The following is a 14090-nucleotide window of genomic DNA, read 5'->3' as shown; positions in this document are numbered from 1 at the left end:
TGATGGCGACTGCGGCGCTCCCGTACTGGCGGCTCTCCAGTTTCTATCTGTTCTATTTCGCCTTGCTCGGTTCGACAGCGCCGTTTCTGGCGCTGTACTTCGATCACCTGGGGTTCAGCGCCGCGCGCATCGGCGAGCTGGTGGCGATCCCGATGCTGATGCGCTGTGTGGCGCCGAACATCTGGGGCTGGCTGGGCGACTACACCGGTCGGCGACTGGCCATCGTGCGCTTTGGCGCGGTGTGCACGCTGCTGACCTTTTCGCTGATTTTCGTCAGCAAGACCTACGCCTGGCTGGCGATGGTCATGGCCTTGCATGCGTTCTTCTGGCACGCGGTGTTGCCTCAGTTCGAAGTCATCACCTTGGCGCATTTGCAGAGCCAGACCTCGCGCTACAGCCAGATTCGCCTGTGGGGCTCGATCGGTTTCATCATCACCGTGGTCGCGCTGGGCCGTTTGTTTGAATGGCTGAGCCTGGACATCTATCCGGCGGCGCTGGTGCTGATCATGGTGGGCATCGTGCTCAGCAGTCTGTGGGTGCCCAATGCCCAACCGGCCCCGGGCAACCGGGTGGCGGGGGAGGGATTCCTCAAGCAACTGCGCAACCCCGGTGTTTTGGCGTTTTACGGCTGCGTGGCGCTGATGCAGATGAGCCACGGACCGTATTACACGTTCTTGACCTTGCACCTTGAGCGCCTGGGTTACAGCCGGGGTGTGATCGGCATGCTCTGGGCGGTCGGCGTGGTCGCCGAAGTCCTGATGTTTCTGGCCATGAGCCGGATCTTCGCGCGCTTTTCACTGCGCCGGGTGCTGATGGCCAGCTTTCTGCTGGCGGCGTTGCGTTGGCTGTTGCTGGGTTCGCTCGCAGAGTTTCTTTGGGTACTGCTGTTTGCCCAGATCCTGCACGCGGCGACGTTCGGCAGCTTTCACGCCGCTGCCATTTCATTCGTGCAACGTAGCTTCGGTGCGCGCCAGCAAGGCCAGGGCCAGGCGCTGTACGCCGCATTGGCCGGCACCGGCGGTGCGTTGGGCGCGTTGTATTCCGGCTACAGCTGGAATGCCCTCGGCGCGGCATGGACATTTAGTATTGCCAGTCTCGCAGCCGTCGCGGCTGCCGTTATCATTGCCACACGTATGCAAGAGGACAGGCCATGAGCCTTACCCGTGAACAACTCGCCCAGGAAATAATCGACGCCGGGTGTTTTCTGTATGGCCGCGGCTGGTCGCCGGCCACCAGCAGTAATTACTCGACGCGCCTGTCGCCGAGCGAAGCCTTGTTGACCGTGTCCGGCAAGCACAAGGGGCAACTGGGCATGGACGACGTGTTGGCCACCGACCTGTCCGGCAACAGCCTGGAACCGGGCAAGAAACCGTCCGCCGAAACCCTGTTGCACACCCAGCTCTACAGCTGGCGCCCGGAGATCGGTGCCGTGTTGCACACCCATTCCGTGAACGCCACCGTGCTGTCGCGCCTGACGCCGCAAGACTTCATCGAGTTCGAAGACTACGAACTGCAAAAGGCCTTCAGCGGTGTGACGACCCACGAATCCCGGGTGCGGGTGCCGATTTTCGACAACGACCAGGACATTGCGCGACTGGCCGCCAAGGTGCAGCCTTGGCTCGACGCCCATCCCGATTGCGTCGGCTACCTGATCCGTGGCCATGGCCTGTACACCTGGGGCGCGCGCATGAGCGATGCCCTGCGGCAGATCGAGGCCTTTGAATTTTTGTTCGAGTGCGAGTTGAAGATGCGCTCGCTCTTTAAAGCATGAACCGTTAAGGAGTTGCCCTGATGAGCAGCCTGTCCGTCTATCACGTCTCCAGCCCTGAAATCCCCAACAAGGTGCTGACCCATTTCGAGGACATAGCCTCGACCCTGGCCGAGCAGGGCGTACGCTTCGATCGCTGGCAAGCCGCGGCGAAGATCCAGCCGGGCGCCACTCAGGACGAAGTGATTGCCGCCTACCAGGAGCAAATCGACAAGCTGATGACCGAGCGCGGTTACGTCACTGTCGACGTGATCAGCCTCAACAGCGATCACCCGCAAAAAGCCGAACTGCGTGCCAAGTTCCTCGACGAACATCGCCACGGCGAAGATGAAGTACGATTTTTCGTTGCCGGCCGTGGCCTGTTTACCCTGCACATCGACGATTACGTCTACGCAGTGCTGTGCGAGAAAAACGACCTGATCTCGGTGCCGGCCGGAACCAAACACTGGTTCGACATGGGCGAGCATCCGCACTTCGTCGCGATCCGTCTGTTCAACAACCCGGAAGGTTGGGTGGCCAATTTCACCGGTGAAGACATCGCCAGCCAATTCCCGCGCCTGGAGGACTGAGTCGATGCCGATCAAAGCGATTCTCACCGACATCGAAGGCACCACCAGCGCGGTGAGTTTTGTGTTCGACGTGCTGTTCCCCTATGCCGCCAAACACTTGCCGGCGTTTGTCCGTCAGCATGCCGAACGCGCCGATGTGGCGGAGCAACTGGCTGCCGTGCGCCGCGACAGCAATGAACCGGACGCCGACGTCGAGCGGGTCGTCGAGATCCTGTTGGGCTGGATCGCTGAAGACCGCAAGGCCACGCCGCTGAAAGCGTTGCAGGGCATGGTCTGGGAGCAGGGCTATCAGGCCGGGCAGTTGAAGGGGCACGTGTACCCGGACGCCGTTGAAGCGCTCGAGCGCTGGCATCGGGACGGCTTTCAACTGTTTGTTTATTCGTCCGGTTCGATCCAGGCCCAGCGGTTGATCTTCGGCTGCTCAGAGGCGGGGGATCTGACGCCACTGTTCAGCGGCTATTTCGATACCACTTCAGGCCCCAAGCGCGAGGCGCAGTCCTACGCCAACATCACCCAGGCGATCAACCTTGAGGCGGGGCAGATTCTGTTTCTGTCGGACATCGTCGAAGAACTCGACGCGGCGTGCACGGCGGGGATGGCCACTTGCGGGCTGGCCCGCGAGGGTGGGGAACTGGCGGGGCATGTCACCGTGGACAGCTTTGCGCGGATAAATCCCGCCAATTTCTAAACGCCGCAAAACCTGTGGGAGCGAGCTTGCTCGCGATAGCGATATGTCATCCAACATTGATGTTGACTGACACTCCGCTATCGCGAGCAGGCTCGCTCCCACAGTGTTTTTCCGGCAATTTTATTTACAGCGAGTGATAGGTCGGCAGGGCAAACCGTTGCTGGCTCTGCAGCATGGAAATCTGCGGCAGTTCACTGGCTTGTTCGGCGAGGTCGCGGCGAATCGCACTGATGACCCACGTCAGTTGGTCGCCATTGTGCAATTGCTGATAGGAAATCGAGCGCTTGAACACCTTGCCTTCGCCGCCGCTCAGGGTCAGCAGGATCCCACCGTCAGGCCGGGCATGGGTGGTGACTTCGAAGTTGGAGAACAGGGACGAAAATTTTTCCTGAATCAGGTTCATTTCTTTCAGCTCCGTTGGCTCTTGAATGGCAAGCATACGGAGAGGGTTGCAGTGATTGTGCCAGTCTGGGTTGTTTGTAAATTATCTTATAAAACAACAAGTTAGTATCTGTGGTGATTTTTGCTTTCGTGCATTCTGCATGAACGGCCATCGTGCATCCTGCATTTTGCGAGGTCGCTCGGCGATTCGATGGAACCATTGCGTGTGCGGGGGTTCACGATTGGCCTTGTATCAATCGCGGATCAAGATCGCGGATCAAGATCGCAGATACAAAACATTTCAAAAACCGCGTGTACAGCTCAAGAACCGTTGACGTATTTTCGGACTCAGTCATCGCAGCCCGACAATAAAAAGATCGAACGGGAGCATCATGAGTCGCACGTCGAACGACACGATTACCTGGAGCATGATGCTCCGCAAGCTGCCTTCCATCGCCAAGGCCATCCCCCGGGTGGTGAGGGGCATGAAGGCAGCCAACGTCAAGGACCCGACCCAGGCGTGTGGTTTGGGCTGGAGTTTCGAGCAAGCCACGTTGCGCAACCCGGATGGCCCGGCGCTGTTGCAAGGCGACGTAACGCTCAGTTACTCCGAGGTCAACCAATGGGCCAATCGCATCGCTCATCACCTGATCGGCCAAGGCATCGGCAAGGGTGATGTGGTGGCGGTCTTCATCGAGAACCGCCCGGAATTGCTGGTGACGATTCTGGCGGTGGCCAAGGTCGGCGCGATCAGTGCGCTGCTCAATACCTCGCAGACCCGCGACACCCTGGTGCACAGTGTGAACCTGGTGGCGCCGGTGGCGATCATTGTCGGTGAGGAGTTGGTCCCGGCGTACCTGGCGGTGCGTGAGCGGGTGTCGATCAAGGCTGCGCGAACCTGGTTCGTTGCCGATCAGGACACCTCTCGCCAACCCGGTATCGCGCCTGAAGGTTTCATCAACCTGATGACCGTCAGCCTCGACGACGCCAGCGACAACCCGGCCAGCAGCCAGCAGATTTTCTTCGACGATCCCTGCTTTTATATCTACACCTCGGGCACCACGGGGCTGCCCAAGGCCGGCGTGTTCAAGCACGGTCGCTGGATGCGCAGCTCTGCGAGCTTCGGCATGATCGCCCTGGACATGCGCCCTGAGGATGTCGTCTATTGCACTTTGCCGCTGTACCACGCCACGGGCCTTTGCGTGTGCTGGGGTTCGGCCGTCAGTGGGGCCAGCGGGTTCGCCATCCGCCGCAAATTCAGCGCCAGTCAGTTCTGGAACGATGCGCGCAAGTACCGGGCGACCACCATCGGTTATGTCGGCGAACTGTGCCGCTACCTGGTCGATCAACCGCCCAGCTCCGAGGACAGCCGGCACGATGTGAAGAAAATGATCGGCAACGGCCTGCGCCCCGGCGCCTGGAGCGAGTTCAAGACCCGCTTTGCGGTGAATCACATCTGCGAGCTGTACGCTGCCAGCGACGGCAATATCGGTTTCACCAACATTCTCAATTTCGACAACACCATCGGCTTTTCCCTGATGTCCTGGGAGTTGGTCGCGTACGACCACGACAGCGGCGCGCCGATTCGACAGGCCAATGGCCTGATGCGCAAGGTCGCCAAGGGTGAGCAGGGGTTGTTGCTGGCAAAAATCGACGACAAGGCCCCCCTGGACGGTTACACCGATCCGCAGAAAACCGCCAAGGTCGTGCTTCAGGATGTGTTCGAAAAGGGAGACCGCTACTTCAACACCGGCGACCTGTTGCGCAGCATCGGCTTTGGGCATGCACAGTTTGTCGACCGCCTGGGCGACACCTACCGCTGGAAGGGCGAAAACGTTTCGACCACGGAGGTCGAAAACATCCTCCTGCAACACCCGCTTATTTCCGAAGCCGTGGCCTATGGCGTGGAAATCCGCAACACCAATGGCCGGGCCGGGATGGCGGCGATCACTCCCGCCGAATCCTTGGCAACTCTGGACTTCAGTGAGCTGCTGGCCTTCGCCCGCGAGCAGATGCCGGCCTATGCAGTGCCGTTGTTCCTGCGGGTGAAAGTGAAAATGGAAACCACCGGGACGTTCAAATATCAGAAGACCCGACTCAAGGACGAGGCCTTCGACCCGGGTAAAACCGGCGATGACCCGATCTATGCCTGGCTGCCGGGGACTCAGACTTATGTACAGGTCACGGAGCAGTTGTTGTCCGACATTCACGGCGGCAAGTACCGCTATTGAATCTGACTATGGCGGCCCATGAGAAAAAACAAGTGACAGTGCCGGGGGCGCTCGGGAAACTGTCGGCTTTTACGAATGACAGAAAAGGGAGTGCCCAATGTCAGACAAAAGCCGCCAGATGACCCCCGAAGAAGCCGCCGAATTTACCGAACAGGTATTCAACAAGGCACGGGAGGGCGATGCGGCGATGATGGCCGCGCTGCTGACCAAGGGTTTGCCGCCGAACCTGCGTAACCACAAGGGCGATACCTTGCTGATGCTGGCCGCGTATCACGGGCATGTGGACACGGTAAAAGTCCTGCTGGAGCACAAGGCCGACCCGGAGATCCGCAACGACAACGGCCAGAGCCCGATTGCCGGTGCCGCCTTCAAGGGTGACCTGGCGGTGATCAAGGCCTTGGTCGATGGCGGCGCCCAGGTTGAAGGCTCGTCCTTCGATGGCCGCACGGCGCTGATGATGGCGGCGATGTTCAACCGCGTCGAAGTGGTCGATTACCTGATCAGCAAGGGCGCCGACCCGAAAGCCAAGGACGCCAATGGCATCACCGCGCTGGAGGCTGCCAGGACCATGGGGGCTTCCGATACCGTTGCGCAACTGCAAAAGCTCTTGAGCTGACGCCGTACCCTGTGGCGAGGGGGCTTTTGTGGCGAGGGGGCTTGCCCCCGTTCGGCTGCGAAGCAGTCGTAGAATCAGCATATGCGGTCTTTCTGATGTACCCCAATTGAATGTTTTGGGGCTGCTTCGCGACCCAACGGGGGCAAGCCCCCTCGCCACAGGTCCGCATTTCCCTCATTAATGCGCTATCCTTCGCGCCCTCAAAATTCACCTCGCTACAGGATCCTCCCCATGAAAGCCGCACTCGTCGAACTCATCAGCAAAATCAGCTCCGGGTGCATGGGCGAAGACGAAATCCTCAAGATCGCGGACGAAGCAGCCCAGGCCTACGCCGATCCCGAGGCATTTCTGACGGCCAATCTGGACATCAACTACGACGAAACCTTCCCGATCCCGCTGGGTGAGTGGGTGGTGGTCGGCAGCCTGCCGGAAACGGTGCTGTTCCAGGCTGACACATACATGGACCTGTTCGCGCAGATCGTCGCCTCGTTCGGCCCGGGGGTGGAGTTCAATCTCAAGCCCAAGCAACTGGCCAGGACCGAAGCCCTGACCGCGCTCAACCGCATCCAGATACAGATGAGCAGCATGAACAAGGAAAACGGTGGCTACACGCTGATGAACTTCAGCCAGTTGCTCGATGACGAGTTGCAGGTGGTCCTGGTCTACGGCAACGACGTGCCACGGGTGCTGGAGTTGTGCACCGAAGTGGGTATTACAGCCGCGCCATCCCTGGAAGCCCTGAAAGTGGCGATCCACGTCTGATCCAGACACTGTCAATAAAAAGGGATCCTCGCGACGACCGTCTATCCTGAGGGTGCATATCACTTTTCGGGAGCGTCACCATGGGTTCTACGTTCAACAGCCTGGTTGCCTTGATCATTTTTGTCCTGGACATCTGGGCCATCATCAACGTCTTCAAAAGTAGTGTCGGGACCGGGATGAAAATCCTCTGGGTACTGCTGATTGCGCTGTTGCCGGTGCTGGGACTGATCATCTGGGCCATTGCCGGGCCGCGGGGCAACGTCAAACTCTGAACAGGCTCCCACAGGATTGTGGAATGCTGATCAACAGAGGTTCGACCTGTCATGTTGCGCGACGTAGAATGCGCGCCTTTCCCGGCCAATCGAGACGCTCGATTGGCCATCATGGGCGGGTAACCGTCCGTTGCCACCCGCATTCATCGGAGCACTTCCCATGAGCAACATCCCTGCCAGCGACTACCTGGAAACCCTCTACGAAGGCTACGGCCAGCGTTTTCGCATGGAAAAACTGCTGCACGAAGTGCGCACCGAGCACCAGCACCTGGTGATCTTCGAGAACCCGCGCATGGGCCGGGTGATGGCGCTGGACGGCGTGATCCAGACCACCGAAGCCGACGAATTCATCTACCACGAAATGCTCACCCACGTGCCGATCCTGGCGCACGGTGCCGCCAAGCGCGTGCTGATCATCGGCGGCGGTGACGGCGGCATGTTGCGTGAAGTGGCCAAGCACCGCAGCGTCGAGCACATCACCATGGTCGAGATCGACGGCACCGTGGTCGACATGTGCAAGGAATTCCTGCCGAATCACTCCAAGGGTGCATTCGATGATCCACGCCTGAACCTGGTGATCGACGACGGCATGCGTTTCGTCGCTACCACCACTGAAAAGTTCGACGTGATCATTTCTGACTCCACCGATCCGATCGGACCGGGCGAAGTGCTGTTCTCGGAAAACTTCTACCAGGCTTGCCACCGCTGCCTGAACGAAGGCGGCATCCTGGTGACCCAGAACGGCACGCCGTTCATGCAGATCGAAGAAGTGAAGACCACCGCCGGTCGCCTGCGCAGCCTGTTCCCGGACTGGCACTTCTATCAGGCCGCCGTACCGACCTACATCGGTGGCTCGATGACCTTCGCCTGGGGCGCCACCAATACCGCTTATCGCAAGTTGTCCCGCGAAACCCTGCAACAGCGCTTCGCGGGCAGCGGCATCATCACCCGCTACTACAATCCTGAAATCCACATCGGCGCCTTCGCCTTGCCGCAATACGTGTTGCAGGCAGTGAACAAGCCAAGTAACGACTGATGGATTGAAACGCAGACCTGTAGGAGCGAGCCTGCTCGCGATGGACGTGAACGATGACGCGGGATGTCTGATTTAACGCGGCGTTCTCAAGTTTTTCGCGAGCAGGCTCGCTCCTACAGAAATTTGCGATGGGTGCAGATCCACCGGAACAATTAGCCAGCTAACAAGGTCGAGATAGAGGTAAGCCCATCCATGGGTTTTATCGAGGAGGCACCAATGCAAAAGTGGAAGGTCACTTTCGTGGATGATCATGGCGAAACCATCAACGAAGTCTTTGAGTGCACCGAGCGCCCGGACTACGAGCGTGCTGCCAAGCTCATCAAGGCCCGGCTTCTTCCTGTCGCCGCCGAACTGGATCTGAACGATCTGGAAGGGCGGACCAGTGACGCGAGCGTCAAAGAGCTCAAGTCCCAGAACAGCATTCAAATCCTCGACATTACTCCAATCTGAACAACACCTGTCGCATTCACATCCAGGCCTTGGCACGGGCTCTGTCTTGAGGCTACTCTGCAAGCGAGATCAGCGAATGAATCGCTAAGGTCTGGTCTTGTAGCTCCATGCTTGTTTCCCGCCGGCACATCGGTTGCCGTCGCTCGCGCTGTTCGGTTGCGGGTGAGGGAGTACGGAAAGTCTATCCATCGTTTTGAGGAGGACGTTTCATGAGCACAGCCTATCAAGAAGACATCAGCAGCAGCGTGCTGCGCCGCATGAAAGAAGGCGGTTTTGACTTTTCACGGTTTCATCCCATCGAGTTCTACGCCATTTTCCCGGATGAGGAGCGGGCACGCAGGGCGGCAGGTCATTTCCACCGTGGTGAATCCCTGGATGCGCAAGTCAGTGTGCGCGACGACGGCGCCTGGGCGCTGGAGCTGTGCAAGGTCATGTATGCCACCTACGACGATATCGGCGACTTCGAACAGGGTTTCGAAGCAGTGGTCGAGCCTCTGGGCGGCATCATCGAAGGCTGGGGTGTGAAACAGGAGGTACGAGGGCGACTCGCATAACCTTATGAACAGTGACAATCAGCAATCACGGCTGACCTTCGGGTTGGCCGTTTTCATTTGTGGGCGTTGGACACCAAAAAAAAAGCCACCAGGGCAGGCGGCTAAAAGGGAAGTCCGGTGAGCTTTTCAGCGAATGCCTGGATTATCCGTACCCATTGCCGGGCAGTGAAATCAACTCTGACTATGCTGGTGATAGGCGACCACCACGCCTTGCAATGAAGCGGGGGCGATCAGGTTGGGGCATTTACCGCACAGGATTGGTGCGGTACGTGCGCGTTGATTATCCAACCGATTGAAATTTAAGCGTTTATGCCGATGGCACGGGCCTTGCGAAGGTCTGGACGTCCGAGTGACAAGGAGTACGGCATGATCCGCACCTATTTTGATGAGATGTACGATGCCGGCGGCCAGGTCCGCCCGCATTATCGGGAGTTTGCCCGTTGGCTGGCCGAGACGCCTGACGAGCTTCTGGCACAACGGCGACGCGAGGCCGATCTGTTGTTTCATCGCGCCGGGATTACCTTCACGCTCTACGGGGACGAGCAGGGCACAGAGCGCCTGATCCCCTTCGACACCATTCCACGCAGCATCCCCGCCAGCGAATGGCGGATTGTCGAACGCGGCTGCATCCAGCGGGTCAAGGCGTTGAACATGTTCCTCGCCGACCTCTACCACGAGCAGCGCATCATCAAGGCCGGCATCATTCCGGCCGAGCAGGTGCTGGCCAACGAGCAGTACCAGTTGGCGATGCAGGGCCTGGACCTGCACCGCGATATCTATTCGCACATCTCCGGCGTCGACCTGGTGCGCGACGGCGACGGCACCTACTACGTGCTCGAAGACAATCTGCGTACGCCGAGCGGCGTCAGCTACATGCTCGAAGATCGCAAGATGATGATGCGCCTGTTTCCCGAGCTGTTCGCGGCGCAACGCATTGCCCCCATCGACCACTACCCGAACTTGCTGCTCGACACCCTGAAAAGTTCAAGTCCCATCGATAACCCGAGCGTGGTGGTGCTGACGCCGGGGCGCTTCAACAGTGCGTTCTTCGAACATGCGTTCCTGGCGCGGGAAATGGGCGTGGAACTGGTGGAGGGCGCGGACCTGTTCGTGCGGGACGACAAGGTCTACATGCGCACCACCGACGGGCCGAAAGCGGTCGACGTGATTTATCGTCGCCTCGACGACGCCTTCCTCGATCCCCTGGCCTTCAACCCGGAATCGATGCTCGGTGTGCCGGGGCTGCTGTCGTCCTACCGTTCCGGCAACGTGGTGCTGGCCAATGCCATTGGCACGGGGGTAGCGGACGACAAATCGGTGTATCCGTTCGTTACCGACATGATCCGTTTCTACCTCGATGAAGAACCGATCCTGAAGAACGTGCCGACCTGGCAATGCCGTAATCCGTCTGAGCTTTCCCACGTGCTGGCCAATCTTCCAGAACTGGTGGTCAAGGAAACCCAAGGCTCCGGCGGGTACGGAATGCTGGTGGGGCCGGCGGCGACGGCGGCGGAAATCGAAGCCTTCCGTGCGCGGATCATCGCCAAGCCCCATGCGTATATCGCGCAACCGACGCTGTCGCTGTCGACCTGTCCGACCTTTGTCGAAAACGGCATTGCGCCACGCCACATCGACTTGCGGCCGTTTGTCCTGTCGGGTCGTGAAACCCGGGTCGTGCCCGGCGGCTTGACCCGTGTCGCCCTGCGCGAAGGCTCCCTGGTGGTCAATTCCTCCCAGGGTGGTGGAACCAAGGACACCTGGGTGGTCGAGGATTAAAGGAAGCCTGTCATGTTAAGTAGAACTGCCTCGGATTTGTATTGGATGTCGCGTTACCTGGAGCGGGCGGAAAACCTCGCCCGGATGCTCGACATCAGCTATTCGCTGTCGCTGATGCCGCAGGACGGTCGTGGCGACGGTTTGCACGAACTGGCCATGCCGCTGTTGATCACCGGCACCCTGGACGATTACCTGGAGCGCCATGGCGAACTGCATGCCGAACGGCTGCTGCATTTCTTCGCCCTGGATGCGGCCAACCCGGCGAGCATCTACAGTTGCCTCGGTGCGGCACGGGCCAGCGCCCATGCGGTGCGTGGGCGCATCACCGCCGACATGTGGGAAAACATCAACGCCACCTGGCTGGAAATTCGCGGCATCGCCGAACAGGGCCTCAGTCGCTACGGCATGAGCCGTTTCTGCGAGTGGATCAAGGAACGTTCCCACCTGTTCCGGGGTGCGTCCTACGGCACCATCATGCGTAACGATGCGTTTCGCTTCATTCGTCTGGGGACCTTTATCGAACGGGCGGACAACACCTTGCGTCTGCTCGATGCCCGCTACGAAATGGCCGGCGATCAGGCCGAAGCGGTCAGCGATGGCACCGCTCATGCGTATTACCAGTGGAGCGCGTTGTTGCGGGCATTGTCGTCGTTCGAGGCCTACACGGAAATCTACCGCGACGCCCCCGGCGCCAGGCATGTGGCGGAGTTGCTGTTGCTGCGCGCCGATGTGCCGCGATCCCTGCGCGCCTGCACCGAAGAAATCGACCAGATTCTCTCGCAATTGCCGGGGGCCAACGGTCGCCCGGCACAACGCCTGGCGGCAGAAATGGACGCACGCCTGCGCTACACCGGCATCCATGAAATTCTCGAAGAAGGCCTGCACGCCTGGCTGACCGAGTTCATCCCGCTGGTGCGCCAGTTGGGTAACGCGATACACAGTTCTTATCTGGAGGCCGCATGAGACTTTCCATTAGCCACGAAACCACCTATCACTACGAAGACAAGGTGCGTGCGAGCATCCAGTATCTGCGCCTGACCCCCCACGACAGCGAGCGCCAGCACGTGCTCAGCTGGCAGCTCGACCTGCCGCGTCCGGTGCGGGCGCAACTCGATCCGTTCGGCAACATCCTGCATGTGCTGACCATGGACGAGCCCCATGAGGCGATCATCATCGGTGCCCGTGGCCAGGTCGATATCGACGAATTGCGTGAGGCCGAACACGAGAGCCAGTCGGCACTGCCGTTTCTGCGCTTCACCCGTTTGACCGAAGCCGACGCCTCCCTGCGTGCGTTCGCCGAGAAGGAATGCAGGCAACGTCGCGATCGCACGGCGCTGATCGATCTGATGCACGGCCTCAACCAGCATATGACCTACACACCGGGCTCCACGGAAGTGGACACCAGCGCGGCCCAGGCCTTTGCCGGACGGTCCGGCGTGTGCCAAGACCACACCCACGCGTTTCTCGCCTGCACCCGCAGCCTGGGCATTCCAGCGCGTTATGTGTCGGGCTATCTGTACAGCGAAAACAGCGAACACCTGGCCAGCCACGCCTGGGCCGAAGCCTGGCTGGATGACGCCTGGTACAGCTTCGACGTGACCAATGAGCTGGCCCGGCCGGAACGCCATCTGAAACTGGCGGTGGGCCTGGATTACCTGGATGCCTGCCCGGTGCGCGGGATGCGCCGGGGCGGCGGGTGTGAGCAGATGCACGCCAAGGTGCTGGTGTCACCGACGCCAGCGCCGGTGATTTCAGTGCAGCAGCAGTAGGCGCGATACCAAGGAACCTTGTGGGAGCGAGCTTGCTCGCGATGGCGTCATTTCAGTCAATACTTTTGTGACTGATACACCGCTATCGCGAGCAAGCTCGCTCCCACAGGTACGATGTTGTTACGGCTTAACCTTGCGCCCGACCATATGCTGCAAATACCCCACCAGGCTCTGCAGATCCCCATCCGGCAACACCTCGGCCGAGAACCCGGGCATCTTCGCTTGCGGCCACTGGCGCAAACTCTGTGGATCGCGGATGTAGCGCTTGAGGAAGTCCGCACCGAAATACTCGGTCGGGTTGTACGGAATATTCAGGTCCGGCCCGAATTGCGCGTCCCCGGCGCCATTGAGTCGATGACACGCCAGGCAGTTCTTCTGGAACAACGCAAATCCCTTGTTCACCGGATCATCCGCCTTCAATGCCGGATCGGGCAGCAGTGCGGGAAAGCGCTCGGCCACGGGTGCCAGGCGTTTGATGCTCGCCACCTGGAATGGCCATTGTTCTGGGCTGATGTTGCCGGCCTGCGGATTGCTCCAGACCAGATAGAACGGCCCGGCGCCCGGCTTGCCTTCGGATAGCGGTGGCCAGGGCTTGCTCGGGTCTTCAATCGCCAGCCACGCCTGTGCACCCTGGGTATTGAGCAACGGCGCGGCGGTCATTTCGGCGGCAAAACCATCCAGCGCAACGGCTTGCAGGTGGTCTTCAGGCTTGATGCCGGTCAGCAGTGCGGACAGCGGCACGGCGCGGTAGCTCATGTCCCGCTTGTAGGAAACGTCGTTGCTGATGTCGATGGTTTGAACCTGAGGATGCTTGAGCAATTGCTCGGTCTGCCAGGTGCGACTGTTCGCGCCCAGCTCCAGGTTCAGCTGTGCGGCATACAGGGGCGAGCCAAACAGCGTGGCCCCGAGCAGAATGAGCATTTTCAAGTGATCGCCGTCCATGTCGTGCAAGTGCCGCAAAGATTGGCACAGCCACGCTGGCCCGGGTAGCGGGCCAGTCACATTTTGAGAGTGGCAATTCAAAAACTGTGACGCCGTAGCTTTATAGACGCGACTAGCCGATGACCTTGGTCAGGTTCGGCAATATCAACAACAGCGTGGTGGCGAAAAGGATGAGCCCGGCTTGACGTACTTTCGATTGTTTGAACATGGCTTGACCGCCTTTTTTGTTATTTCCTGATGCCTGCCCGCATAGCATCCATGATGGCAGCGCGTTGC

General features: G+C 59.7%; 16 protein-coding genes. 14 read left to right on the top strand and 2 right to left on the bottom strand.

Features of this window, described 5'->3' with window-relative positions; all coding sequences use genetic code 11:
* Positions 1 to 2: 2 nt before the first annotated feature.
* Genes ABIE16_RS13560 through mtnC form a run of 4 tightly spaced genes read left to right on the top strand, consistent with a single transcriptional unit; the run spans position 3 to position 3025 of the window.
* On the top strand, positions 3 to 1154 hold the full coding sequence (locus ABIE16_RS13560) for an MFS transporter (protein ID WP_090453989.1): 1152 nt from the start codon (positions 3 to 5) through the stop codon (positions 1152 to 1154).
* On the top strand, positions 1151 to 1771 hold the full coding sequence (locus ABIE16_RS13555; RefSeq protein ID WP_218496829.1) for a methylthioribulose 1-phosphate dehydratase: 621 nt from the start codon (positions 1151 to 1153) through the stop codon (positions 1769 to 1771). Before ABIE16_RS13560 ends, ABIE16_RS13555 begins: the two co-directional genes overlap by 4 nt.
* Before the next feature lie 20 nt (positions 1772 to 1791).
* The gene (locus ABIE16_RS13550) at positions 1792 to 2337 is read left to right on the top strand and encodes a 1,2-dihydroxy-3-keto-5-methylthiopentene dioxygenase (protein ID WP_057715746.1); all 546 of its coding nucleotides are present in this window, start codon (positions 1792 to 1794) and stop codon (positions 2335 to 2337) included.
* Between the two features lie 4 nt (positions 2338 to 2341).
* Positions 2342 to 3025 carry an acireductone synthase gene (gene mtnC, locus ABIE16_RS13545; protein WP_218496827.1) on the top strand — a complete coding sequence of 228 codons (684 nt, stop codon included), beginning with the start codon at positions 2342 to 2344 and terminating at the stop codon, positions 3023 to 3025.
* 124 nt (positions 3026 to 3149) lie between these two features.
* Here the strand turns inward: mtnC and ABIE16_RS13540 are convergent, their stop codons facing one another.
* A complete protein-coding gene (locus ABIE16_RS13540; RefSeq protein ID WP_057715744.1) occupies positions 3150 to 3428 on the bottom strand; it encodes a DUF3509 domain-containing protein in 279 nt (92 codons plus the stop codon).
* 370 nt (positions 3429 to 3798) lie between these two features.
* Here ABIE16_RS13540 and ABIE16_RS13535 point away from each other — a divergent pair, with 370 nt between their 5' ends.
* The 10 genes from ABIE16_RS13535 to ABIE16_RS13490 all read left to right on the top strand — a co-directional run bounded on the left by ABIE16_RS13535 (position 3799) and on the right by ABIE16_RS13490 (position 12872).
* Complete coding sequence (locus ABIE16_RS13535; RefSeq protein ID WP_218496824.1) at positions 3799 to 5637, top strand: long-chain-acyl-CoA synthetase; 1839 nt, start codon at positions 3799 to 3801, stop codon at positions 5635 to 5637.
* A gap of 97 nt (positions 5638 to 5734) precedes the next feature.
* Complete coding sequence (locus ABIE16_RS13530; RefSeq protein ID WP_218496822.1) at positions 5735 to 6253, top strand: ankyrin repeat domain-containing protein; 519 nt, start codon at positions 5735 to 5737, stop codon at positions 6251 to 6253.
* A gap of 231 nt (positions 6254 to 6484) precedes the next feature.
* Positions 6485 to 7015, top strand: a complete 531-nt coding sequence (locus ABIE16_RS13525) for a hypothetical protein (protein WP_218496819.1) — start codon at positions 6485 to 6487, stop codon at positions 7013 to 7015.
* An 80-nt stretch (positions 7016 to 7095) separates the two neighbouring features.
* Positions 7096 to 7287, top strand: coding sequence for a PLDc N-terminal domain-containing protein (locus ABIE16_RS13520; protein ID WP_090453997.1), 192 nt, complete (start codon positions 7096 to 7098; stop codon positions 7285 to 7287).
* Between the two features lie 160 nt (positions 7288 to 7447).
* On the top strand, positions 7448 to 8323 hold the full coding sequence (gene speE / locus ABIE16_RS13515; RefSeq protein WP_057715739.1) for a polyamine aminopropyltransferase: 876 nt from the start codon (positions 7448 to 7450) through the stop codon (positions 8321 to 8323).
* Between the two features lie 216 nt (positions 8324 to 8539).
* On the top strand, positions 8540 to 8773 hold the full coding sequence (locus tag ABIE16_RS13510) for a hypothetical protein (protein WP_150812355.1): 234 nt from the start codon (positions 8540 to 8542) through the stop codon (positions 8771 to 8773).
* 209 nt (positions 8774 to 8982) lie between these two features.
* Positions 8983 to 9327, top strand: coding sequence for a ribonuclease E inhibitor RraB (locus tag ABIE16_RS13505; protein ID WP_007971898.1), 345 nt, complete (start codon positions 8983 to 8985; stop codon positions 9325 to 9327).
* Positions 9328 to 9693: 366 nt separating this feature from the next.
* Positions 9694 to 11103 (top strand): circularly permuted type 2 ATP-grasp protein, encoded by a 1410-nt coding sequence (locus tag ABIE16_RS13500; protein WP_007988088.1) that lies wholly within the window; start codon positions 9694 to 9696, stop codon positions 11101 to 11103.
* Positions 11104 to 11115: 12 nt separating this feature from the next.
* Entirely contained in the window at positions 11116 to 12066 is a 951-nt protein-coding gene (locus tag ABIE16_RS13495) for an alpha-E domain-containing protein (RefSeq protein WP_057715736.1), read from the top strand.
* Positions 12063 to 12872, top strand: a complete 810-nt coding sequence (locus ABIE16_RS13490; RefSeq protein ID WP_429521364.1) for a transglutaminase family protein — start codon at positions 12063 to 12065, stop codon at positions 12870 to 12872. Before ABIE16_RS13495 ends, ABIE16_RS13490 begins: the two co-directional genes overlap by 4 nt.
* A 120-nt stretch (positions 12873 to 12992) precedes the next feature.
* On the opposite strand, the gene ABIE16_RS13485 is transcribed toward ABIE16_RS13490, so the two are convergent.
* Positions 12993 to 13814 (bottom strand): c-type cytochrome, encoded by an 822-nt coding sequence (locus ABIE16_RS13485; protein WP_090454001.1) that lies wholly within the window; start codon positions 13812 to 13814, stop codon positions 12993 to 12995.
* Between the last annotated feature and the right edge of the window lie 276 nt (positions 13815 to 14090).

The organism is Pseudomonas sp. 2725 (genome assembly GCF_050434585.1).
In the GTDB taxonomy this organism is placed as follows: Bacteria; Pseudomonadota; Gammaproteobacteria; order Pseudomonadales; family Pseudomonadaceae; genus Aquipseudomonas; species Aquipseudomonas jessenii.
Note: the sequence above shows the minus strand (reverse complement) of the source record. Positions and strands in the feature narration are given on the sequence as shown.

Coding starts and splice junctions, on each gene's coding strand:
- ABIE16_RS13560 (WP_090453989.1), top strand. CDS start 3: ATGGCGACTGCGGCGCTCCCGTACTGGCGGCTCTCCAGTTTCTATCTG.
- ABIE16_RS13555 (WP_218496829.1), top strand. CDS start 1,151: ATGAGCCTTACCCGTGAACAACTCGCCCAGGAAATAATCGACGCCGGG.
- ABIE16_RS13550 (WP_057715746.1), top strand. CDS start 1,792: ATGAGCAGCCTGTCCGTCTATCACGTCTCCAGCCCTGAAATCCCCAAC.
- mtnC (WP_218496827.1), top strand. CDS start 2,342: ATGCCGATCAAAGCGATTCTCACCGACATCGAAGGCACCACCAGCGCG.
- ABIE16_RS13540 (WP_057715744.1), bottom strand. CDS start 3,428: ATGAACCTGATTCAGGAAAAATTTTCGTCCCTGTTCTCCAACTTCGAA.
- ABIE16_RS13535 (WP_218496824.1), top strand. CDS start 3,799: ATGAGTCGCACGTCGAACGACACGATTACCTGGAGCATGATGCTCCGC.
- ABIE16_RS13530 (WP_218496822.1), top strand. CDS start 5,735: ATGTCAGACAAAAGCCGCCAGATGACCCCCGAAGAAGCCGCCGAATTT.
- ABIE16_RS13525 (WP_218496819.1), top strand. CDS start 6,485: ATGAAAGCCGCACTCGTCGAACTCATCAGCAAAATCAGCTCCGGGTGC.
- ABIE16_RS13520 (WP_090453997.1), top strand. CDS start 7,096: ATGGGTTCTACGTTCAACAGCCTGGTTGCCTTGATCATTTTTGTCCTG.
- speE (WP_057715739.1), top strand. CDS start 7,448: ATGAGCAACATCCCTGCCAGCGACTACCTGGAAACCCTCTACGAAGGC.
- ABIE16_RS13510 (WP_150812355.1), top strand. CDS start 8,540: ATGCAAAAGTGGAAGGTCACTTTCGTGGATGATCATGGCGAAACCATC.
- ABIE16_RS13505 (WP_007971898.1), top strand. CDS start 8,983: ATGAGCACAGCCTATCAAGAAGACATCAGCAGCAGCGTGCTGCGCCGC.
- ABIE16_RS13500 (WP_007988088.1), top strand. CDS start 9,694: ATGATCCGCACCTATTTTGATGAGATGTACGATGCCGGCGGCCAGGTC.
- ABIE16_RS13495 (WP_057715736.1), top strand. CDS start 11,116: ATGTTAAGTAGAACTGCCTCGGATTTGTATTGGATGTCGCGTTACCTG.
- ABIE16_RS13490 (WP_429521364.1), top strand. CDS start 12,063: ATGAGACTTTCCATTAGCCACGAAACCACCTATCACTACGAAGACAAG.
- ABIE16_RS13485 (WP_090454001.1), bottom strand. CDS start 13,814: ATGGACGGCGATCACTTGAAAATGCTCATTCTGCTCGGGGCCACGCTG.